This window comes from Cognatilysobacter lacus (assembly GCF_008274655.1).
Lineage (GTDB): Bacteria > Pseudomonadota > Gammaproteobacteria > Xanthomonadales > Xanthomonadaceae > Cognatilysobacter > Cognatilysobacter lacus.
The window spans coordinates 1-3,448 of the sequence record NZ_VTRV01000208.1 but is presented as its reverse complement, the minus strand read 5'-3'; the positions used below and the strand labels follow the sequence as shown (position 1 = coordinate 3,448).

Here is a 3,448-nt window from a genome sequence, read left to right as displayed (position 1 = left end):
CGTATTCCGCCGCGGAATTCGCCGCGGATGCACTCGCCGCCGTGGACGCGATCGCGGCGTCGGGCATGCTGACCACGCGCACGGGCCGCATTGGAGGCAACGTTGGCGCGGCGACCCGGTCGCCGCAGACCACGGGCGCGCACCGATCCGCATGGACACGTACATGCGGTCAGCGCACGTCGCATCGAGTTGCCGGGCTCTCGGCCTGGTCGCAGAGGGCGGCGGCCAGCTGCGCCTCACGCGCGACATTCGTCCGCACGCGGTCGCATGCGCCAAACAAAAAGGCCGTCGTTTCCGACGGCCCTTTCGGTTCGCACGCTTGGCCGCGTCAGGGTGTCGGCGCGGGCGCGGTCAGCAGGCGGTTCACGTCCTGCACGTCCGCAACATCTAGCGTGCCGGCTGCCTGCTCCAGGTTCAGACGCGACTGCAGGAAGTTGTATCGCGCCTGCGCATAGGCGCGCTGTGCGTTGAACAGGTTCTGCTGGTTGATCAGCACGTCGATCACGGTACGCGTACCGACTTCCAGCCCGACCTGCGACGCCTCGTAGGCGGAGCGCGCAGATGTGAGTGCGGAGCGTCGTGCCTCGACCTCGCTGATGCCGGCCGCGAGCGACTGGTAGGCCGCGCGCGTGTTGCGTGTCAGCGCGCGGCGCTGCTGTTCCAGCTGGTCGGAGGAGACATCGCGCTGGGCGATCGCCTGGCGCACGCGCGAAGCGGTGGCGCCGCCGTTGAAGATCGGCACGCTCAGCGTGATGCCGACGGTCGGGCCACGGCTCTGGCTCTCGATCGGGTTGGTCGACGAGCCCAGGCTGGAGCTGAAGGTGCTATCGCCCGTGGTCTTGCGGTCGCCGTACGAGCCGCTCAGGTAGAGCGACGGCCAGAAGCCCGAGCGTGCGGTCTCGATGTTTTCCTCCGCCGAGGCCACCTGCTCGCGCGTGGCGCGCAGGGCCGGATTGTTGTCCATCGCCTTTGCGACCCATGCATCCGCATTGCCCTCGGTCGGCAGGCTGGGCTGGAAGTTGTCCGGCAGCGCCCTGAGCGAGGTCACGGGCTGGCCCGTGATCTCGGCGAGCGCCTGGTAGGCGTCCTCGACGGCGTTGCGCGCCAGGATGGTATTGGCGCGCGCGTTGTCGTACTGCGCGCGCGCCTCGTGCACGTCGGTGATCGGCGCAAGGCCGACCTCCAGGCGCTTCGACGCGAAGTCGAACTGCTTCTTCAGCGCGGTTTCCGAAGCTTCAGCCGCGGACAGCGTTTCAAGTTGCACGAGCACGTTGAAGTACGCAGCCGAGGTGCGCGTGATCAACGAATCGCCCGCGGCCTCGATCTGGTAATCACTAGCGCGGCTGAGCGCCTGCTGGCTGCGGAGCGTCGTGAAGCGCGAACGGTCGAAGACCATCTGCTGCACGTTGACGCCGAGGGAGCGCGCGGTGGTGTCGGACTGGGTGTCGCCGCTGAAACGCACCGGCTGGCCGGTCGTCTGGTCGAACTGGGTCTGCGAAGACGGCCCCTGGCTGCGCGAGCGCGTCAGCGACGCCGAGCCATCGAGCTGCGGCAGCATCGCGGCGCGGGCCTGCACCGCACCTTCGCGGGTCGCGCGCGCCTGCGCCTCGCTGGACGCGAACTGCGGGTCGTTCTCGCGTGCGAGCTGGTAGACCTGCATCAGGTCCGCGGCAGACGCGACGGTGGGAAGCAGGAAGGCGAGGGCAATGGCGAGCGGGCGGCGGATCATGTCGGGAGTTTCCTGAAAGGCCGCGCGGAGCGCGGTGTCGTCATGCGGAACCGGCGTCGGCCACCGCGCCTGCAGCAGCGGGTGTCTGACTCAAAGGTGGAAAACAGGAACCGGCGCGGCGCCGGCCAGGTACGGAATGTCGGTCTCGAACAGCGATTCGATGCGCGGCCCGCCGCTTTCGTTGCGCAGCAGCACCGCTTCCATCGCCGGCTCGCGCCCACGCACGATGAAGAGGCGGCCGCCGGGCTTCAGCATGCTCACGAAATGCGCGGGGATCGTCGCCACCGCGCCATTGACGCAGATGGCATCGAAGTGGCGATCGCTGTGCCAGGTCAGGGCATCGGCGACCTCGATGCGCGCATTCGCGATGCCCTGCGCTTCGAGGCGCACCCGCGCCGCAGCGGCGAGGTCGGCGTGCTGCTCGATGCTGACCACGTCGCGCGCCATGCGGGAGAGGCATGCGGTCACGTAGCCGCTGCCGGTGCCGATCTCGAGCACGTCGTCGGTCGGCTGCGCGCGGATCGCCTCGAGCGCACGGCCCGCCACGACGGGCTTGAGCATGCACTCGCCGTGCGCGAGCGGCAGCGCGATGTCGGCGTAGGCAGCGCCGATGTACGCAGGCGGCACGAACAGCTCGCGCGGCATCGCGGCGAGCACGTCGAGCACGCGCGCGTCCAGCACGTCCCAGGGACGGACCTGCTGTTCGACCATCAAATCGCGGGCGTGGGCGTAGTCGGGCGTCATCGGCGAGGATCGCTGCTAAAAAGAGGGTGGATTCTAACGGGCCGTGGCCGCGCCATCCGGGTGTTCAGGATCGCGTGCACCGGCCTTGACGCCCGAGTGCCGGAAGTAACCGGGCCGCAGGTCACCCTCGAGCGCGGCCATAGGCGCGCAGGAAGACATCGACGCAGGCGCTGACATGCGCGCCCGCTTCCATCCCGGGCTCCGTGCCGCAACCGCAGCCGAACACCAGTCGTGCATGCGGCTCGCCCTTGAGCAGGGTGAAGAATTGCGACGACGCGACGCGCGTGTCCGGGATATCCAGCTGGCCGGCGGCGACGCGGCGATCGAGCAATGCGGCGAATTCCTCCTGTACGCGGCGCGGGCCCGACTCCCAGAACATCTGCGGCAGCGGCGTGCTGGTGATTTGCGGGCTGCACAGCACGCGATGCCCCGCGATCGCCTCGGGCGCCGAGATCATCGCGTAGAACGCGGTGGCGATCTCGGTCAGGCGCGCCTGCACCGGCATCTCCGGGCGGTCTTCGAGCAGGGACGGTGGCATGCCCTGCTCGCAATGCGACTTCACCGCGGCGGCGAACAACGACTCCTTGTCGCCGAAGTGGCTGTAGACGGTGAGCTTGCTGACGCCGGCTTCCGTCGCGATCTGGTCCATCGACACCGCGTCGAAGCCAAGTTGCACGAACAGTTTCTTAGACGCCTCGAGGATCGCATCGCGCTTGGCGAGGTCCTTCGGCCGCCCGGGTCCGGCGGCGCGGTCGGTCGGGGCGGTGGCGGGGCGATGGGTGCGGGGCACGGCCATTGGTCGGAATCTTAGCCCAAATACTGGACCGGAGCGTTCGGTAATTTTACAGTACCCGTGAGTTCATTAATTGCGGCTGACAGTCCATGCGCCCCGATCTCCTCGTTAACGTCGCCGCCGGCTTCCTGTTGACCGCCGCGCTCGCCGGCTGCGGCCACGAAGCCGAGCCTGTCGAGCGG

3 protein-coding genes are annotated in these 3,448 nt (G+C 68.6%); all 3 read right to left on the bottom strand.

Annotated elements, in window-relative coordinates:
- Window positions 1-328: 328 nt before the first annotated feature.
- Window positions 329-1,729, bottom strand: coding sequence for a TolC family outer membrane protein (locus FW784_RS13160; RefSeq protein WP_149353783.1), 1,401 nt, complete (start codon window positions 1,727-1,729; stop codon window positions 329-331).
- A gap of 90 nt (window positions 1,730-1,819) precedes the next feature.
- Complete coding sequence (locus FW784_RS13155; protein WP_149353782.1) at window positions 1,820-2,473, bottom strand: protein-L-isoaspartate O-methyltransferase family protein; 654 nt, start codon at window positions 2,471-2,473, stop codon at window positions 1,820-1,822.
- Between the two features lie 121 nt (window positions 2,474-2,594).
- Entirely contained in the window at window positions 2,595-3,269 is a 675-nt protein-coding gene (locus FW784_RS13150) for a TetR/AcrR family transcriptional regulator (RefSeq protein ID WP_149353781.1), read from the bottom strand.
- Window positions 3,270-3,448: the final 179 nt, after the last annotated feature.